The organism is Streptococcus sanguinis, from assembly GCF_026781265.1.
In the GTDB taxonomy this organism is placed as follows: Bacteria; Bacillota; Bacilli; order Lactobacillales; family Streptococcaceae; genus Streptococcus; species Streptococcus sanguinis_T.
The window spans coordinates 954,893-970,378 of sequence record NZ_JAKUVC010000002.1; the positions used below are offsets into that span (position 1 = coordinate 954,893).

A 15,486-nucleotide genomic window follows, 5' to 3' on the forward strand; every position below is an offset into this window, starting at 1 on the left:
AAAATGGATGACTTGTATGCAGGCTATAACCAAAATAAAAAAATCCGAGATCAACTCAGAGAAAATCAAAAACAGATTTTCAAAGAGTGTCATCTCGGATTTTTTGTTATCTTTCTGGCTCGCAATGAGACTGTATAGTAAAAACAAACATAGAGGACAATTACGAAAGCTAGCAGAGCTTCTGCATGACTTAGCCAAACAAGCCAGGTCCAACCTAGAAAATCAAGTCCCAGTTTCAGGGCAAAAGCTGTATTGACAAGAGGAAAGGTCAAGGCTGACCAGCTAAGCTGAGGTCCCAGTCGGAAAATGCGAGGTAAAAGGAATAGGACCAAGAGATAAAAGGCTTGCGATAAGAGGATCAGCAAGGCAACAAACCAACCTTCAGCATCAGAACCAGCCAGACGGATATAGCTTCCCAGCAGGAGCGAGAAAGGCGCACAGTAAATGGCCCACTGTGGCCTTAAAGCATCAGGCAGCCTTTGTGACCGCCTAACCTTGTAAAACAAGGGATAAAGAATCAAACTCAGTAGCAGAGCAAAAAACCAAGCCAAATATCCCAAAAACGGCTGATGAACTACACCCTGAGTCAAGCTTGCCATGGCCAAGCCAACATATAGGACCGTCCAGCTCGGGGTCAAATATAATCCCTCGGCCTTAAGCACATACTTCCAAGTAAAGTTAACTATTAGAAAAATATGCAGCAGCAAGGCCATGTACCAAAGCAGCTGGCTCACCCAAAATAAGCCAAGCTTACTTAGGTAAGAAGCTAAGAGCATACTGGCCATAGGATAAGTCGCAAAGCTCGATAAGAAAGGAGCCTTTTGCAAATCTTGCCGATAGTCCGAAAATGACAGCACTAAAGCCAGTGTCAGATAAAGCCAAAGTATCAAAGCTAGACCATTCAAGAAGTAGAAAAAGATAGAATAGTAGTTCAGTAAAAGATTAGCTAAGCCAAATAGGCCAAGAATCAACCCAGATAAAAGAATGGGCGGTCGTTTGCTGTTCACGAAGCAACTCCTTTATAGTAATGTCTTGAAGTCCCTCTTCAATGACAATCAGATGTTTGTTTGCCATCATTTCTATGAAACTTCTAAAATATGCCGCAGCTGGACTGCACTCGGTGAGACAATGGGAAGAAAAGCTCCTTCGTTCCAACGGCGGATAAAGCCAGAAGTCGAATTACTCAAATATCCTCTGCCTCCACTAGCCTGCAGCTCCAAGAGCAGACTTTGAGCTACCACATCAACTATATCAATTCGCAGCTGGAAGAGCTCCTTAGGACGCTCAACAAAATAGCCAGACTGGAGAAGACCTCTATAGAGCTGTTCCTGGATTTCAGTCAGAACAGCCACTTGCTCCTCCCACTCCTCTCTCAAAATAGAGCGGACTGACAGATTAGCTTCGACCTCTGCCAAAGACTTCTCTGCTAGGCCAAGAGCTAGACCAAACTGATAACCTAGAAAAGCTGGGCGATTTTCTGCCAAAAAGGCCTGGGCATCTTGTGCAAGAATCCATTCCTCTTGCAAAGGCACATAATTAAAGGTCAGGGCAGCTGTATTTCCCCCTTGCAAGGATACAAACGCTAAATCCGCCGAACGGGAGAAATTCTGCGCGTCAGACGGCACAGCCAGAACCAGCGGCTGGTGACTCCCGTCTTCGAAACCGGCAACAAATATGCTGAGGAAGCGATCCGCGCGAGCATTGGTTACCCAAGGCAGACGCCCTTTCAGATAAAGCTGCCCATCTTCTTCCACAATAGAGACATTTAACTCTTCTAAGTCCGACAGGAATTTGACAGCATTGGACAGGGCTGTCGCACCTGCATATTCCCCTGACAAGAGACCTTCCAAATAGTGGTCTCTAAAGTAGGAATTAGCAGACTTTAAGACGTTATCAATGAAGGTCCTTTGTCCCCAAGAGATAAAGGAAGCGGTCAAGGAATGGTGAGCTAGCTCCTTGAGCACTTCAATAACATCCGTATCATTGCCACCTCGGCCTCCCAGCTCTTCTGGAACGCCAACCCTAAAGGCTCCTTCAGCGGCGATACGCTCAATCAGTTGGTTACCCGCTGCACAGGATTCTTTGTCAATTTGATCGGCGTGGTCATCCAACCAGTTGATAAACTCTTCTGAAAAAAATGTCATTTGCCACCTCCTCAAAGACTAGGCATAAGGCTGCAATTCCGGATTAATTGGCGTGTTGGCCAGATTATTAGCATAATTGCAAAGAGTCGCAAGGCTAACACCCAGAACTACATCCAGAGCATTCTCATGTGTATAGCCCGCTTCTAGGAAGTCCGCTAACGCCTCATCTCCGACCCGTCCCTTAGTATTGATGACTGCAATGGTAAATTTAGCAAGCGTATCTAACTTCGGATCTGTATCAATCGGAGTACGATTGCGCAGAGCCTTCAAAAGATCATCATTCATTTGAATCTGCTTGATTGAAAAGGCTGTATGACCCGCTACACAGAAAGCACAGCCGTTGGTAACTGCGGCCGTTATCTGCACTACTTCACGCTCAGTCGGTGTCAGGCTGTTACGGCGATTGATAGCTCCAACCGTCCGATAAGTTTCCAATGCTGTTGGTGCATTGGCCAAAAGACCAATAAGATTAGGAATGTAGCCACCGTTATCTTTTTGAACAGTTTCCAGGACTTCTTTTACCTCAGCTGGTGCGGACTCAATCGTGTGGATAGTAAATTCTGACATATGAAACCTCATTTCTTTTAATTAGAAACTATCTTAACATAGGACCAATAGCTTGTATAATATATATTTTATATAAGTCCTATAAAGAGAATATAATGCGATTTTTCAAACTAAAATATGTTTCCCTCGTAAGGTAGCTCCACATCAATTTCAAACAAGAATCCGAAACGAGAAAAAGAAGCCTTTGGGCTTCGATTTTTTAATATTTCCTGAATCTCTGGTAGCGATTTTCCAGTAACTGCTCCAAGGGTAGCTGAGACAGACTATTCAACTCAGTTGCGATTTCTTCTTTTACTTCAGCCAGTAATTCATGGTTGTTAAAGCCTCTTTCAGGAATAACCTTATCCACCACTTCCATCTGCAAGAGCTCGTGTGAAGTAATTTTCATCAGCTCTGCCGCTTCCATAGCGCGGCTGCCGTCTTTCCAGAGGATAGAAGCAAAGCCTTCTGGACTGAGAACTGCATACATAGAGTTTTCCAGCATCCAGACCTTGTCTGCTACAGCTAAAGCCAAAGCCCCACCAGAGCCACCTTCACCAATGATGATGGCAATAATCGGTACTTTGAGATTGCTCATTTCCATCAAGTTACGGGCAATGGCTTCCCCTTGACCGCGCTCCTCAGCACCGACACCAGGGTAGGCACCAGCCGTATTGATGAAAGTTACCACAGGACGGCCAAATTTTTCCGCCTGCTTCATGAAGCGCAGGGCCTTACGGTAGCCTTCCGGATGTGGCTGTCCAAAGTTTCGGCGCAGATTGTCCTGCAAATTGCGGCCTTTTTGAATACCGACCACCGTTACAGGCTGACCGTTTAGCGTCCCAATACCGCCTATCACTGCACCGTCATCTCGAAAAGAGCGATCTCCATGCAGCTCGACGAAGTTATCAAAAATTCCTTGTGCAAAATCCAGCGCAGTCAAACGAGCCTGATCACGCGCTTCTTTAATAATCCGAGTGATTTTTGTCATGCTTGACCTCCATGGAATGCTAATAAGGTAGCAAGTGTATCTCTCATGTCACCACGCTTGACGATAGCATCCACAAAACCATGCTCCATGAGAAATTCAGCCTTTTGAAAATCATCTGGCAGCTTCTCACGAACTGTGGACTCAATAACCCGACGCCCGGCAAACCCAACAAGAGCCTGAGTTTCAGCCAGAATAATATCGCCCTCCATAGCAAAAGAGGCTGTGACACCACCAGTTGTCGGATCTGTCAAGACAGTCAAATAGAAGAGGCCTGCAGCAGAGTGCCGCTGAACAGCCGCAGAGACCTTAGCCATCTGCATCAAGCTCATAATGCCCTCCTGCATGCGAGCACCGCCAGAAGCCGTAAACAGCACTACTGGCAATTTATGCTCTGTCGCATACTCAAAGAGACGGGTAATCTTTTCACCCACAACTGTCCCCATAGAAGCCATGATAAAGTTTGAATCCATGATTCCAAGAGCCGTTTTATGCCCCTTGATGCTAGCCGTCCCAGTCAGAACCGCCTCATCTAAGCCTGTCTTCTCTCGGGTAAGAGCCAATTTTTCTTGATAATTAGGGAAGTTTAGAGGATCCTTGGTTTCAATTCCAATGAACATCTCCTCAAAACTATTCTCATCTACGGTTAGGTTTAAGCGCTCATGAGCAGAAATACGGAAATTATAGCCACAGTTAGGGCACACACTGTCATTTCCAAGATCCTTTTGGTAAATGGTATGCTTACAACCTGGGCATTTCGAAAAGAGTTCGTCTGGTACCTCAGGCTTTGCTTGAGGCTTTTCCCGACTCGCTCGATTAGGATTGATACGGATATATTTATCCTTCTTTGAAAACAAAGCCATCGTTTACGTCTTCTCCTTTTCAAGATTTTATACTCATGCACATCAAACAGCAAGAGCCACTGTCTTTCGAGTTTACAGAGCAGCTCTTACATGTCTCATCTATTGTTTCTCTTGATAAGCCGGAAGGAACTTCTCCATGAGAAAGGCTGTGTCATAATCACCAGCAATTACATTAGGATCTGAGATTAGGTCCAGTTGGAAGCCGCTGTTGGTCACAACACCGTCAATTTCTAATTCATAGAGTGCACGTTGCATCTTCATCAGAGCATCGAAGCGATTTTCCCCATGAACAATTATCTTCGCAATCATGCTATCGTAGTAAGGGGGGATGGTATAGCCAGGATAGACGGCTGAATCCACGCGCAGCCCCACTCCACCGCTTGGTAGATAAACATTTGAAATCTTACCAGGACTCGGCGCAAAGTTAAAGGCTGGATTTTCAGCATTGATTCGACACTCAATCGCATGCCCTCGGATTTCAACATCATCCTGACTGAAGGACAGCTCTTGACCGTTTGCAATCTTGATTTGCTCTTTTACAATATCCACACCAGTAACAAACTCGGTGACTGGATGCTCAACCTGCACCCGAGTGTTCATCTCCATAAAGTAGAATTCACCCTTGGCTTCATCAAGCAGAAACTCAATCGTTCCGGCATTTTCATAGCCGACAGACTGAGCAGCCCGAACAGCTGCTTCACCAATCTTCTGACGCAGGGTTTTCCCAATCGCCACAGATGGACTTTCTTCCAGCACTTTCTGATTATTACGCTGCAAAGAGCAATCCCGCTCGCCCAAGTGGATCACATGCCCCTGCTGATCTGCCAGAATCTGCACTTCAATATGGCGCGCTGGATAGATTACTCGCTCCATATACATAGCACCATTACCAAAGGCTGCTTTTGCTTCGCTAGAAGCAGACTCAAAGGCCGCTACTAAATCCTCAGCCTTTTCAACCTTACGAATGCCCTTGCCGCCGCCGCCAGCCGAAGCTTTAAGCATGACTGGATAGCCTATCTTTTCGGCGACTTCCAAGGCTTCTTCAGAGGTATGAACTTCTCCATCAGAGCCTGGGATAACTGGCACTTCAGCCTTAATCATCTGAGCTCGGGCATTAATCTTGTCCCCCATCAGGTCCATGACAGCACCAGAAGGACCAATAAACTTAATGCCGACTTCTTCGCACATGGTCGCAAATTTGGAGTTTTCACTCAAAAAACCAAAACCAGGATGAATGGCTTCTGCACCTGTCAGAACAGCGGCAGACAGGACTGCGTTCATATTCAGATAAGAATCTGTAGACTTGGCTGGACCGATGCAGACGGCCTCATCAGCCAGTAAGGTATGGAGTGCTTCCTTGTCAGCCGTTGAATAAACAGCTACCGTATCAATTCCCAATTCGCGGGCTGCACGGATAATTCTGACCGCAATTTCCCCACGGTTAGCAATTAAAATTTTACGAAACATGGTGAAAGCTCCTTTTATCTACTGGCCAATCGCAAAGGTCAGAGTACCGCTGGCTGCAAGTTTTCCATCAACTTCCGCTTTCGCCTCTACAACCGCAATCGTTCCACGGCGCTTGACAAACTTAGCTGTCATAATCAGTTGATCACCTGGTACAACTTGCTTCTTGAACTTAACCTTGTCCATGCCAGCATAGAAGACCAGTTTGCCCTTATTTTCTTCTTTAGACAATTCCAGTACGCCGGCTGTTTGAGCCAGAGCTTCCATAATCAAAACACCTGGCATGACAGGGTATTGAGGGAAATGTCCTTTAAAGAATGGCTCATTGACTGTAACATTTTTCAAAGCGACAATCTCATCTTTACTAACTTCCAAAACGCGATCTACCAAAAGCATTGGGTAGCGGTGCGGAAGTGCTTCTTTTATTGCATTAATATCAATCATTTGATGCGTACCAGCCCTTTCCCAAATTCAACCATTTCTTCATTCTGAACCAGAATTTCTGTAACCAGACCATCTTTAGGTGCTGGAACTTCATTCATGACCTTCATCGCTTCAATAATCATCAGGGTTTGACCTTTTTTAACTTGGTCTCCAACAGATACAAACGGCGGCTTGTCTGGACCAGCTGCTAAGTAAGCCACACCAACCAAAGGACTTTCCACAACATCACCTTCAGCAGCAGGTGCACTCGCAGCCTGCAAAGGTGCAGCAATTGGAGCTGAACTTGCTGTTGGAACTGCAGCCTGACCTTCATTCTTACTAAAAGTCAGCTCATCGCTCTGATTTTTGTAAGAAAACTCACGCAGACTAGACTGGTCAAACTGCGCCATTAAATCTTTAATTTCGTTGATATTCATAGGTTTTTAAGCCTCCCAGCGTTTAAAGGCAAGAACGGCATTGTGGCCACCAAAGCCAAATGTATTGGAAATCGCATAGGGGATTTCCTGTTCCTTACCTTGACCGTAAATAACGTTGGCCTCAATATAGTCTGGCAGCTCTGTTGTACCAGCTGTTTTTGGCACATAGCTATGACGCATTGCTTCAATCGTCGCAATAGCCTCAACTGCGCCCGCCGCTCCGAGCAGGTGTCCTGTAAAGGATTTAGTTGAAGACACCGCTACATCTTTACCAAAGACAGAAACAATGGCTCCGCTTTCGCCTTTTTCGTTAGCAGGGGTTGATGTACCGTGAGCATTGACATAAGCCACATCTTTTGGCTCAATTTCAGCTTCTTCAACCGCTTGTTTGATCGCCTTGATAGCGCCCAAACCTTCTGGATGCGGAGAAGTCATATGGTAAGCGTCACAAGTATGACCGTATCCTACTACCTCAGCCAAGATAGTAGCTCCGCGTTTCTCAGCATGTTCCAAACTTTCCAGAACCAGCATACCAGAACCTTCACCCATGACAAAACCATTGCGGTCCTTGTCAAAAGGAATAGAAGCGCGCTTAGGATCTTCTGTGGTAGAAAGAGCAGTCAGGGCTTGGAAACCAGCAATCGCAAATGGTGTAATAGAAGCTTCTGAACCACCAACCAGCATCACATCTTGATAACCGAACTTAATTGAGCGGAAAGCTTCACCAATCGCATCGTTTGCTGAGGCACAGGCCGTATTGACAGACTTACAGATACCATTGGCTCCAAAGCGCATAGCCACATTTCCTGCCCCCATATTTGGCAGGGCTTTTGGCAAGGTCAAAGGTTTGATACGTTTAGGACCTTTTTCATGCAAGCGGACAACCTGCTCTTCGATTTCCTGAATCCCACCGATACCTGAAGCAACAATAACACCAAAGCGATCCTTATCCAGCGTATCTACATCTAAGTGAGCATTATTCACCGCTTCTTGAGAGGCATAAAGCGCATAAAGAGTGTAATTATCATAACGGTTGGTATCCTTTTTGACAAAATATTTATCAAATGGAAAATCCTGAATTTCCGCCGCATTGTGAACACTGTATTCACTATGATCAAATTTAGTAATTGGACCGATTCCAATATTGCCTTCTTTTAAATTATTCCAGAATTCTTCTGGAGTATTCCCGATAGGTGAAGTTAAACCATATCCTGTTACAACAACTCGATTAAGTTTCATATTGAGCTCCTTTATTTAGATGAATCAACTGATTTTCTACTCGTTAATATTCAAAAATTGTGACTTACTGCATAGTAAAGCCGCCATCAATCGTGATGACTTGACCCGTCAGATATTCTTGACCTGCCAAGAAGAGAGCAACATCCGCAACTTCTTCTGGAGTGCCAAAACGCTTCATTGGAATGAGTGCCAGAGACGCCGCCTTTACTTTTTCTGGAAGTACATCTGTCATATCAGATGCGATAAAGCCAGGGGCAATACAGTTGACACGGATATTACGCGCTGCCACTTCACGGGCTACTGACTTAGAAAAACCAATCAGACCGGACTTGGAAGCTGCATAGTTTGCCTGACCGATATTTCCAGCCAAACCAACGACACTCGATAGGTTGATAATAGCACCCTGACGAGCTTTTGTCATCGGTTTCAGGACTGATTGTGTCATATTGAATGTTCCAGTCAAGTTCACTTTCAGCACCTGCTCAAAATCTTCTTCCGTCATTTTCAGCATCAGCTTATCACGTGTAATACCAGCGTTATTGACCAATACATCCACAGACCCCAGAGCCACAACAGCTTCTTCCACTATCCGCTGAGCATCCGCAGCTTTAGACACATCCCCAATAACAGCTACGACTTTACCAGAATAGCCGGCAAATTCAGCCAAAATATCATCAGAAATCCCGCTTAGTCCGTTTAAGATAACATTGGCTCCGACACTGGCAAATTTATGCGCAATTGCCAGCCCAATCCCACGAGCGGACCCTGTAATTAACACATTCTTGTTTTGTAATTCCATGATGATTCCTCATTATTTTTCTAGAAGAGAATTCAAACTTTCTACATCTTCAACTTGGCGTACATCCGCAGATTTATCAATTTTCCTAATAAAACCAGACAGAACTTTGCCAGGACCAATTTCGACAAACTCAGTCACACCAGCTTCCTGCATTTTAGCAATGCTGTCATAAAAGCGCACTGGCTCCATTACCTGACGAGTCAAAAGCTCTCTGACTCTCTCTTTTTCCATCACAGTTGCTTCTGTATTTCCGACTAATGGCCGTACAAAATCTGAAAACTCAACTGTTTCCAAGACTTCTGCCAATCGTTGGCTGGCTGGCTTTAAAAGCGCCGTATGGAAAGGTCCGGATACATTGAGCGGGATTAAGCGCTTGACACCGGCATCTTTCAAAAGCTCCACAGCTTTATCTACCGCTGCGACTTCTCCACCAATAACAATCTGACTAGGCGTATTATAGTTAGCTGGTGAGACTACACCAATAGCGCTTGCTTCTTGACAGACCTCTTCAATGAGAGAAACCTCAGCATTTAAAACTGCGACCATTTTCCCAGAGCCAGCTGGAGCTGCCTCTTCCATGAAGCTACCCCGCTTAGCAACCAAGGCCACCACCGTCTTAAAATCAAGAGCGCCAGCAGCTACCAAAGCAGAATATTCTCCAAGCGAGAGACCAGCTACCATATCAGGTTCTATTCCCTTATCAGCCAAGATCCGATAAATAGCTACTGAAGTCGTTAAAATAGCCGGTTGCGTGTAGCGAGTTTGATTGAGCTTTTCTTCATCTTGATCAATCAAAGCTCGGACATCATAGCCTAGAACTTGGCTAGCCTCATCAAAAGTTAACCTCACAAGCTCATACTGATCATAAAGCTCGCGCCCCATTCCTAGGTACTGCGCTCCCTGACCGGCAAAGAGAAAGGCTCTTTTAGTCATTTCTAGTTACTCCTGCCCAACGTTTTGCTTCCTGCTGAATCTTCTCAGCAGCACCATAGTAGATATCTTTGAGAATTTCTTCGACTGTTTCTTCCTTACTGATTAAACCAGCAATTTGACCAGACATGACGGAACCATTTTCCACATCTCCGCGAACAACCGCATTAGCCAAAGCACCAGCACCCAGATTTTCAAAAACAGTCAAATCTGGATTTTCTTGCTTGAAGGCTTCTTTTTCTGCCTTTTCGAAATCACGCGTCAGCTTATTCTTAATAGCACGAACCGCATGACCAAAATGCTGGGCAGAGATAGTTGTATCAATATCGCGAGCCTTCAAAATCATGTTCTTATAGTTTTGATGGGCATTGGATTCCTTAGCAACAACAAAGCGAGTTCCGACCTGAACAGCCTCCGCTCCCAGCATAAAGCCAGCCGCAGCCCCAGAACCGTCCGCAATACCACCTGCAGCAATAACCGGAATGCTGACTGCTTCTGCAACCTGACGAACCAAGGACATGGTAGTCAATTTTCCGATGTGACCACCGGCTTCCATACCTTCTGCGATGACTGCATCCGCACCGATTTTTTCCATTCGCTTAGCCAAAGCCACACTTGGCACAACAGGGATAACTGTAATCCCCGCTTCATGGAAACGAGCCATGTGCTTGCTTGGATTACCCGCACCAGTTGTTACTACTTTTACTCCCTCTTCAATGACGAGATCCACAATGTCGTCTGCAAAAGGAGAAAGGAGCATGATGTTAACTCCAAAAGGACGGTCCGTCAAAGACTTAATCTTGTCAATATTAGCCTTTACCACTTCCTTGGGTGCATTTCCGCCACCGATGATACCAAGACCGCCAGCTTTTGAAACCGCGCCAGCCAAGTCACCGTCAGCAACCCAGGCCATCCCGCCTTGGAAAATAGGATAATCAATATTCAATAATTCTGTAATACGTGTTTGCATAATACCTTCCTTTTATCATTGCTTAAGTAATAGCTTGATCTCAAACTATCACATACTGGATGTATTTTCTTTACTTTGACAGTCAAACTATTACCTAAACAAGAGAGAATATCTTTCGATACTCTCAGTTACTTGCTTATTTAGTTTTTTCTTCTACATAAGCAACCAAATCACCAACTGTGTTCAAACCTTCTTCAGTTTCGATTTGGATGTCAAATGCATCTTCAATTTCTGAAATCACTTGGAACAAGTCCAATGAATCTGCTTCAAGATCATCGAAAGTTGACTCAAGAGTAACTTCTGATGGCTCTTTGCCAAGTTCTTCAACGATAATTTCTTGTACTTTTTCAAATACTGCCATGGATAGACTCCTTTAAAAATAAAATATTTTTTATCATGTGTTTCCACTTGATTAACTAAATTGTAACAATAAGCGTGCCCCATGTCAAACCTCCACCGAAACCTGACATCAAAATTATCTGATTTCCGTTCAGTTTGATCAGTCCTTGCTCGACACACTCAGATAATAAAATCGGGATGCTAGCTGCACTAGTATTGCCATATTCCATCATGTTGGCCGGAAGTTTCTCCTGAGCAACACCAAGCTTCTTAGCCATTTTATCCAAAATGCGGATATTGGCCTGATGCAGCAACAGAAAATCCAAATCTTCTGCTGAAAGCTGACTGCTTTCAATGGTTTCCTTAATAGAACGAGCAACATCACGAATAGCAAAATCAAAAATAGCTCTACCGTCCATTGTCAGATAAGGCTGATTCTCACCTTTTTTAGAAAAAGGTGAAGACAAACCGATTTTTCCACAGGTCAAACTCTCTCCGCGAGATCCGTCAGTAAACTGACTTTCTGCCAAAAAATGCTGTTCTGAAGCACTTTCCAACAGGACACCGCCAGCACCATCTCCAAAGAGAACCGCTGTTGAACGATCCAACCAATCTACAGTCTTAGAGAGCGTCTCACTTCCTATGACTAGACCTTTTTGATAACGGCCTGAAGAAATAAATTTTTCCCCAGTAGATATTGCGAAGATAAAGCCACTGCAGGCCGCCGTCAGATCAAAGGCAAATGCATTCTTAGCACCGATATTTGCCTGTACTCTAGCAGCTGTTGAAGGCATTAAAGAATCCGGCGTAATGGTGGCAACAATGATAAAATCTAGATCTTGAGCAGAAATTCCTGACTTTTGCAGCAAATTCTCTGCTACTTTTGTAGCTAAATCACTGGTCGTTTCATCTGACGATAAATGGCGGTTTTTAATCCCAGTTCGACTTGAAATCCACTCATCACTGGTATCCATAATCTCGGCTAGATCATCATTGCTGACAACCTGACGGGGAGCATAATGAGCCACCTGGCTAATCTTAGCATAGTTCATTATTTCAAATCCTCTAGGAAACTATATAAATTTTGCAGGCCCTTTTGCATCACTTGTCTCTCTTCTGGACTCATCCCATCCACTACCTGCATGACCATGCGGTTGTGGAATCGCTTGTGAAGACGATACAAAAGCCGCCCATTCTTTGTCAAATTTAGATGCACCACACGACGGTCAACTTCCGACCGACGCCTCTCAATATAACCCTTACGCTCCAGATTATTCAAACTAGTTGTAACAGTTCCCAAAGTAACCATCAATTCTCGTGATATATCACTTGGAGTAGCATTTGGGGTTGTGCCGATGACATCTATCGTATGCATTTCCTTAATGGAGACGTCTTTGAAGCGACTGCTTCTTAGGCTCGATTCTTCAATAACCAAGACATTATTGAAAATAGACGTTAAGTAATCATTTACTAACTGAAAATTCAAAACCAGACCTCCTTAAGAAAATACTTTGACAATCAAATTTTATCAGATAGAAAAGTAATTTGCAAGCTTTTTTGAAAATTAATTTGATTTTCAAATATTTTTGTAAACAACTTGCAAAATAAGCAACCTTGAACCAATACATTATTTACCAGTGAAGTTTGGACGACGTTTCTCAGAATAAGCCCGAACACCCTCTTTGAAATCTTCTGTGAAAGCGAGCGATTTCTGCAGTTCCAACTCTAGTTCTGCATACTCAGACCAGCCGCTGAACAAACTCTTCCAGACCATTTCTTTCATGGCTCTGTAAGAATTCAGAGAGCCACGTTTCAGCTTCTTGAGCAACTGTTCCGTTGTTTTTTCTAATTTCTCTGCTTCACAGACTTTATAAAGCAAGCCATAATCCAGAGCTTTCTCTGCAGTCAGAGCTTCCCCAGTCATAACCAGATGTGTCGCCCGAGTCACCCCAATAGCACGAGTCAGTAAGTAAAGACCGCCAGCATCTGGCGCCAGACCAACTCCGACAAATGCTTGAATGAAACGGGATTTTTCAGTCGCAATACAGAAATCCGCTGCAACGACCATATTGGCAGCCGCACCAGCAACAGGACCATCAACGCTCATGATGACAGGCTTAGGAAGACGTTTCATAGCAAAAGAAATATTATTGACCAATTCAGCGATTTTCACCAAGGATTGGACATCATCATCACTGACTGCTCTCTGCATCTCAGCCAAGTCTCCACCCACTGAAAAAACCTTTCCATTCGCATTGATAACTAAAAATTTGACGGACTCATCCTTAGCAGCAAGTTCAATAGCCTCTAAAATTTCCTCACACATAGGAATATTAAAGCCATTTGAAACTTCAGGACGATTGAAAGTAATCGTTGCTACCTCATCTGCTACATGATAGAGAATTCCATTAAATGTCATTTCAGCTCCATTCCCGACCTGATCTCAAATCAGCCGTTTTATTTTATTCTTAAATAATTTGATATTCAAATTATACACAACTTATATTTTATCATAAAATATAAAAGAAAGGAAATAAAAAATGGGAAAAATTAGATGCTCTTCAAATTTGAAGTGTAAAAGTAATAATTTGGATAAAAATAGTATAAAAACAGCGTTTGAATAATTTTCAGAATTTTGTTATAATTTTTAAAATAAGATAGGAGAACCAATGAAAGTTGTAAAATTTGGTGGAAGTTCACTGGCTTCTGCGACTCAATTAGAAAAAGTTTTGAACATTGTCAAATCTGATCCTGAACGTCGGTTTGTTGTAGTATCAGCGCCAGGAAAACGCCACGACGACGATATCAAAGTAACCGATGCCCTGATTAAATATTACCGAGAGTATATAGCAGGAAATGATGTCACACCAAACCAACAGTGGATTATCAACCGCTATGCAGATATGGTGGCAGAACTAGGCTTGAAACCAAAAGTTCTGGAGAAAATTTCCAAAAGCATCACAAGCCTTGCAACTTTGCCAATTGAAGATAACGCATTTCTTTATGATACTTTTCTTGCTGCAGGAGAAAATAACAATGCCAAACTGATTGCAGCATATTTCAGTCAAAATGGAGTTCCAGCTAGCTATGTACATCCGAGAGAAGCGGGACTCGTTGTTTCTAGTGAACCGGGCAATGCAAGAATTCTTCCTTCCAGCTATGATAAGATTGAAGAACTCAATAATTCAGACGAAGTGCTTGTTATCCCTGGTTTCTTTGGTGTTACTCAAGATGGCCAAATCTGTACTTTCTCCCGTGGTGGTTCTGATATTACAGGTTCTATCATTGCCGCGGGAGTCAAAGCAGATGTTTATGAAAACTTTACCGATGTTGATGGCATCTTTGCTGCCCATCCCGGAATTGTCCACAAACCACATTCCATTCCCGAGCTAACCTATCGTGAAATGCGTGAATTAGCCTACGCAGGCTTTACTGTTCTCCATGATGAAGCTCTGCTTCCAGCATACCGCGGCAAAATTCCACTGGTTATTAAAAATACCAACAACCCAGAACATCCAGGCACTCAAATTGTTCATAAACACAGTGAGGAACACTTACCGGTCGTTGGAATTGCAGGAGATGCAGGCTTTGTCAGCATTAATATGTCCAAATACCTGATGAACAGAGAAATCGGCTTTGGTAAACGCGTCCTTCAAATTCTTGAAGATCTGAATATTGGTTGGGAGCATATGCCTACAGGAATTGATGACCTCTCCATTATCTTGCGGGAACGCGAATTAACTCCTATCAAAGAGGAAGAGATCCTTCGGCAACTTGTCCAAAAAGCTGAGGTTGATCATGCAGAAATTGAACACGACCTTTCCATTATCATGATTGTTGGCGAAAAAATGAAAAGTCATATCGGTGTAACAGCCACTGCAACCAAATCTCTTTCCGAAAATAACATCAACATTCAAATGATGTCCCAAGGCTCAAGCGAAGTATCCATCATGTTTGTTGTTGAAAAAAATCAAGAAAAAGCTGCCATTCGTGCACTTTACCGAGCTTTCTTTGAACCCCAAACTCTGGAGTAAGACCAGACCTAGAAACCATTTTTATCAAACAAAATCTAATCAAAAAAGCAGAAACTAGTCACTGACTAACTTCTGCTTTTTTGATTCAACTATAAAGAATACAAAGTCAAACTTTAGAATACACTAAAATAAGACTATAGAATACCTTGTCTCCAGTATACTCCATCACTAAAAATAAAAAGAGGTAAAAACCTCTTTGAAACTCCGCCAGTAGGACTCGAACCTACGACATCATGATTAACAGTCATGCGCTACTACCAACTGAGCTATGGCGGATAACTGCTAAGCGACTTCCATATCTCACAGGGGG

Annotated in this window: 17 protein-coding genes and 1 tRNA gene; 1 reads left to right on the forward strand and 17 read right to left on the reverse strand. The window is 43.6% G+C overall.

Annotation, left to right across the window (positions count from 1 at the left end):
• Positions 1-89 precede the first annotated feature (89 nt).
• From MK370_RS05285 to MK370_RS05360, 16 genes are all read right to left on the reverse strand, one after another.
• Entirely contained in the window at positions 90-1,007 is a 918-nt protein-coding gene (locus tag MK370_RS05285; RefSeq protein ID WP_268684443.1) for a TDT family transporter, read from the reverse strand.
• A 72-nt stretch (positions 1,008-1,079) separates the two neighbouring features.
• Positions 1,080-2,144 carry an acyl-CoA dehydrogenase family protein gene (locus MK370_RS05290; RefSeq protein ID WP_268684444.1) on the reverse strand — a complete coding sequence of 355 codons (1,065 nt, stop codon included), beginning with the start codon at positions 2,142-2,144 and terminating at the stop codon, positions 1,080-1,082.
• An 18-nt stretch (positions 2,145-2,162) separates the two neighbouring features.
• On the reverse strand, positions 2,163-2,711 hold the full coding sequence (locus MK370_RS05295) for a carboxymuconolactone decarboxylase family protein (protein WP_125331945.1): 549 nt from the start codon (positions 2,709-2,711) through the stop codon (positions 2,163-2,165).
• A 199-nt stretch (positions 2,712-2,910) separates the two neighbouring features.
• Positions 2,911-3,681 carry an acetyl-CoA carboxylase carboxyl transferase subunit alpha gene (locus tag MK370_RS05300; protein WP_268684445.1) on the reverse strand — a complete coding sequence of 257 codons (771 nt, stop codon included), beginning with the start codon at positions 3,679-3,681 and terminating at the stop codon, positions 2,911-2,913.
• Positions 3,678-4,541 (reverse strand): acetyl-CoA carboxylase, carboxyltransferase subunit beta, encoded by an 864-nt coding sequence (gene accD, locus MK370_RS05305; protein ID WP_268684446.1) that lies wholly within the window; start codon positions 4,539-4,541, stop codon positions 3,678-3,680. The genes MK370_RS05300 and accD overlap by 4 nt, the downstream gene beginning before the upstream one ends.
• 99 nt (positions 4,542-4,640) lie before the next feature.
• Entirely contained in the window at positions 4,641-6,008 is a 1,368-nt protein-coding gene (locus MK370_RS05310) for an acetyl-CoA carboxylase biotin carboxylase subunit (RefSeq protein ID WP_268684447.1), read from the reverse strand.
• A gap of 18 nt (positions 6,009-6,026) precedes the next feature.
• Positions 6,027-6,449, reverse strand: coding sequence for a 3-hydroxyacyl-ACP dehydratase FabZ (fabZ, locus tag MK370_RS05315; RefSeq protein ID WP_268684448.1), 423 nt, complete (start codon positions 6,447-6,449; stop codon positions 6,027-6,029).
• A complete protein-coding gene (gene accB, locus MK370_RS05320; protein WP_268684449.1) occupies positions 6,446-6,865 on the reverse strand; it encodes an acetyl-CoA carboxylase biotin carboxyl carrier protein in 420 nt (139 codons plus the stop codon). Before accB ends, fabZ begins: the two co-directional genes overlap by 4 nt.
• Before the next feature lie 6 nt (positions 6,866-6,871).
• Entirely contained in the window at positions 6,872-8,104 is a 1,233-nt protein-coding gene (gene fabF, locus MK370_RS05325) for a beta-ketoacyl-ACP synthase II (protein ID WP_002901177.1), read from the reverse strand.
• 64 nt (positions 8,105-8,168) lie between these two features.
• Complete coding sequence (gene fabG / locus MK370_RS05330) at positions 8,169-8,903, reverse strand: 3-oxoacyl-[acyl-carrier-protein] reductase (RefSeq protein ID WP_268684450.1); 735 nt, start codon at positions 8,901-8,903, stop codon at positions 8,169-8,171.
• A 12-nt stretch (positions 8,904-8,915) separates the two neighbouring features.
• Positions 8,916-9,836, reverse strand: a complete 921-nt coding sequence (gene fabD / locus MK370_RS05335) for an ACP S-malonyltransferase (RefSeq protein ID WP_268684451.1) — start codon at positions 9,834-9,836, stop codon at positions 8,916-8,918.
• Complete coding sequence (fabK, locus tag MK370_RS05340) at positions 9,829-10,803, reverse strand: enoyl-[acyl-carrier-protein] reductase FabK (protein WP_002893610.1); 975 nt, start codon at positions 10,801-10,803, stop codon at positions 9,829-9,831. The genes fabD and fabK overlap by 8 nt, the downstream gene beginning before the upstream one ends.
• Before the next feature lie 136 nt (positions 10,804-10,939).
• Complete coding sequence (locus MK370_RS05345) at positions 10,940-11,164, reverse strand: acyl carrier protein (protein ID WP_002893611.1); 225 nt, start codon at positions 11,162-11,164, stop codon at positions 10,940-10,942.
• Positions 11,165-11,219: 55 nt separating this feature from the next.
• On the reverse strand, positions 11,220-12,194 hold the full coding sequence (locus MK370_RS05350) for a beta-ketoacyl-ACP synthase III (RefSeq protein WP_268684452.1): 975 nt from the start codon (positions 12,192-12,194) through the stop codon (positions 11,220-11,222).
• Positions 12,194-12,628 (reverse strand): MarR family winged helix-turn-helix transcriptional regulator, encoded by a 435-nt coding sequence (locus tag MK370_RS05355; protein ID WP_268684453.1) that lies wholly within the window; start codon positions 12,626-12,628, stop codon positions 12,194-12,196. Before MK370_RS05355 ends, MK370_RS05350 begins: the two co-directional genes overlap by 1 nt.
• Before the next feature lie 141 nt (positions 12,629-12,769).
• Positions 12,770-13,561 (reverse strand): enoyl-CoA hydratase, encoded by a 792-nt coding sequence (locus tag MK370_RS05360; protein ID WP_268684454.1) that lies wholly within the window; start codon positions 13,559-13,561, stop codon positions 12,770-12,772.
• Positions 13,562-13,811: 250 nt separating this feature from the next.
• Here MK370_RS05360 and MK370_RS05365 point away from each other — a divergent pair, with 250 nt between their 5' ends.
• On the forward strand, positions 13,812-15,176 hold the full coding sequence (locus MK370_RS05365) for an aspartate kinase (protein WP_268684455.1): 1,365 nt from the start codon (positions 13,812-13,814) through the stop codon (positions 15,174-15,176).
• Positions 15,177-15,378: 202 nt separating this feature from the next.
• Here MK370_RS05365 and MK370_RS05370 read toward each other — a convergent pair.
• A tRNA-Asn gene (locus MK370_RS05370) sits at positions 15,379-15,452 on the reverse strand.
• Positions 15,453-15,486 lie beyond the last annotated feature (34 nt).

Excerpts from the sequence above, each read along its gene's own strand:
- MK370_RS05290 (WP_268684444.1), bottom strand. The coding sequence starts at position 2,144 with ATGACATTTTTTTCAGAAGAGTTTATCAACTGGTTGGATGACCACGCC.
- MK370_RS05345 (WP_002893611.1), bottom strand. The coding sequence starts at position 11,164 with ATGGCAGTATTTGAAAAAGTACAAGAAATTATCGTTGAAGAACTTGGC.
- fabF (WP_002901177.1), bottom strand. The coding sequence starts at position 8,104 with ATGAAACTTAATCGAGTTGTTGTAACAGGATATGGTTTAACTTCACCT.
- accD (WP_268684446.1), bottom strand. The coding sequence starts at position 4,541 with ATGGCTTTGTTTTCAAAGAAGGATAAATATATCCGTATCAATCCTAAT.
- fabD (WP_268684451.1), bottom strand. The coding sequence starts at position 9,836 with ATGACTAAAAGAGCCTTTCTCTTTGCCGGTCAGGGAGCGCAGTACCTA.
- MK370_RS05365 (WP_268684455.1), top strand. The coding sequence starts at position 13,812 with ATGAAAGTTGTAAAATTTGGTGGAAGTTCACTGGCTTCTGCGACTCAA.
- MK370_RS05295 (WP_125331945.1), bottom strand. The coding sequence starts at position 2,711 with ATGTCAGAATTTACTATCCACACGATTGAGTCCGCACCAGCTGAGGTA.
- fabZ (WP_268684448.1), bottom strand. The coding sequence starts at position 6,449 with ATGATTGATATTAATGCAATAAAAGAAGCACTTCCGCACCGCTACCCA.
- MK370_RS05350 (WP_268684452.1), bottom strand. The coding sequence starts at position 12,194 with ATGAACTATGCTAAGATTAGCCAGGTGGCTCATTATGCTCCCCGTCAG.
- fabK (WP_002893610.1), bottom strand. The coding sequence starts at position 10,803 with ATGCAAACACGTATTACAGAATTATTGAATATTGATTATCCTATTTTC.
- MK370_RS05310 (WP_268684447.1), bottom strand. The coding sequence starts at position 6,008 with ATGTTTCGTAAAATTTTAATTGCTAACCGTGGGGAAATTGCGGTCAGA.
- MK370_RS05360 (WP_268684454.1), bottom strand. The coding sequence starts at position 13,561 with ATGACATTTAATGGAATTCTCTATCATGTAGCAGATGAGGTAGCAACG.
- fabG (WP_268684450.1), bottom strand. The coding sequence starts at position 8,903 with ATGGAATTACAAAACAAGAATGTGTTAATTACAGGGTCCGCTCGTGGG.
- accB (WP_268684449.1), bottom strand. The coding sequence starts at position 6,865 with ATGAATATCAACGAAATTAAAGATTTAATGGCGCAGTTTGACCAGTCT.
- MK370_RS05300 (WP_268684445.1), bottom strand. The coding sequence starts at position 3,681 with ATGACAAAAATCACTCGGATTATTAAAGAAGCGCGTGATCAGGCTCGT.